Annotated in this window: 4 protein-coding genes; all 4 read left to right on the plus strand. The window is 55.6% G+C overall.

The annotated features are described in order from the left end of the window. Positions 1-252, plus strand: a 252-nt coding sequence (locus ACYZYZ_RS09470; RefSeq protein ID WP_461484095.1) for a hypothetical protein, incomplete at its 5' end; no start/stop codon positions are given. A 397-nt stretch (positions 253-649) separates the two neighbouring features. Then, on the plus strand, positions 650-1108 hold the full coding sequence (locus tag ACYZYZ_RS09475; RefSeq protein WP_461484096.1) for an Lrp/AsnC family transcriptional regulator: 459 nt from the start codon (positions 650-652) through the stop codon (positions 1106-1108). A gap of 76 nt (positions 1109-1184) precedes the next feature. Next, positions 1185-1706 (plus strand): GMC family oxidoreductase, encoded by a 522-nt coding sequence (locus ACYZYZ_RS09480; RefSeq protein ID WP_461484097.1) that lies wholly within the window; start codon positions 1185-1187, stop codon positions 1704-1706. Beyond that, positions 1595-1859 (plus strand): molybdopterin-dependent oxidoreductase (locus ACYZYZ_RS09485; protein WP_461484098.1); only part of this gene is annotated, 265 nt, incomplete at its 3' end. The genes ACYZYZ_RS09480 and ACYZYZ_RS09485, both read left to right, overlap by 112 nt.

Below are 1859 nucleotides of genomic sequence, written 5' to 3' on the forward strand. Positions count from 1 at the left end.
GCCAATGAGGCACAGTTGTTGCGCCAGTACGATGCTGCACTGCAGGCACTGAAAGCCGTGGTCGAAATGCCAAATACTGATGCAGACCGCATCATCCGGTCGTTGCGCCAGGAAGACTGGGTCGTGAGCAACAAGTTACGCAAAGCGTTGCCTCAGATATTCGAAGAAGGCGGGGCATTTTTTGACCTGCACTTACAGATTGTCGGGGCAGTGAGGGCCGCGTTTGACCCCGAAGGAGAGAGCACCGAATGAGCCACATCCAGTACGGAGCACCACATCGTCGAGCAACTGGCTTCTCAGGCGTGACGATGACCCTCAGGCTGCTCGCCGTGACAATAAATTGTCAGTTGACAACCAATGCGCTGGGCCGGTATCATAACAGCCATGGCACGAGCAAAGCATCCGAACAAAGAAGTTGAGGCCGCTATTCAACACGCTGAGGCTCATGGTTGGGAGGTTGCCGTCGGTGGTGCTCATGCTTGGGGAAAAATGTATTGTCCCTACAACGATAAAGCCTGTCGGTGTGGAACATTCTGCATCACCATTATCTGGAGTACCCCGAAGAATCCTGGAAATTTCGCCTGCCAAATGCGCATATTTTGAAATTATTCAGCGCATAAGCTGCAGTTTATCGAAGGAAGCTACGAAAATGGCGCTAGACCCGACAGATATCAGGATTTTGGGCGTGCTGCAAAAACGCGGCCGTATCTCGAACGCAGATCTGAGCGAGGCGGTCAACCTGTCACCCTCGGCCTGCCACCGCAGGGTGCAGCGGCTGGAAAGCGATGGCTATATCCGCGATTACGTGGCGCTGCTGGATCCGCGCAAGCTGGGCGTGCCAACAACTGTTTTTGTGGAAATCACCCTGCAGGGCCAGGCGGACGAGGTGCTGGACGCCTTTGAAAAAGCCGTGGCGCGTATTCCCGATGTGCTGGAATGCCACCTGATGGCAGGCTCGGCTGATTACATTTTAAAAGTGGTGGCCGAAAACACCGAAGATTTCGCCCGCATCCACCGCCAACACCTGGCCCGCTTGCCGGGGGTGGCGCAGATGCAATCCTCGTTCGCCTTGCGCACCGTGTTCAAAACCACAGCCCTGCCTTTGTAGCCGGGCCCAGGTGCATTGCACCTTGGGCCGCTTTGTTGAACAGTGGCACAAAACCAGGGCAACGGGGGGCGCCGCCATGGAACATGATTATATCATCATTGGGGCGGGCAGTGCGGGCTGCGTGCTGGCGAAACGGCTGTCTGAGGCGGGGCACAAAGTGCTGCTGCTCGAGGCGGGCGGAAAAGATAACTACCACTGGATCCATATCCCGATGGGTTATCTTTACTGCATCGGAAACCCCCGCACCGATTGGTGCCTGCGCACCCAGGCCGAACCTGGGCTGAACGGGCGCAGCCTGCTTTACCCACGGGGCAAGGGGCTGGGGGGCTGTTCGTCGATCAACGGCATGCTCTATCTGCGCGGTCAGGCCAATGATTACGACGGCTGGCGCCAATCGGGCCTGCCGGGCTGGGGCTGGGATGATGTGCTGCCCTATTTCCGCAAACCAATAGATTTCATTTTCTTGAGTGCGCTGCAAATGGTGGAATGGAGTGGCGTGGTGCGCAATTGGATGGTTGCCAATATACATTTGGGATGGTTCACAATGTTCAATATAGCGGAGTTAAACTTTCTGATATTTGTCGCGAGGTTGGCGTAAAACCCTCAGCAAAATGGGTTTTGGCGGAAGGTGGAGACTCGGCAGGAATGAACCGTTCTTTGCCCATTGAAAAAGTCTTTGATGACTGCATGATCGCTTACTCTATGAATGGAGAGGCGCTCCGGCCAGAGCAAGGTTACCCGGCAAGACTGG

The sequence above is a fragment of the Porticoccus sp. genome, assembly GCA_023261185.1.
Taxonomy (GTDB): domain Bacteria; phylum Pseudomonadota; class Gammaproteobacteria; order Pseudomonadales; family Porticoccaceae; genus Porticoccus; species Porticoccus litoralis.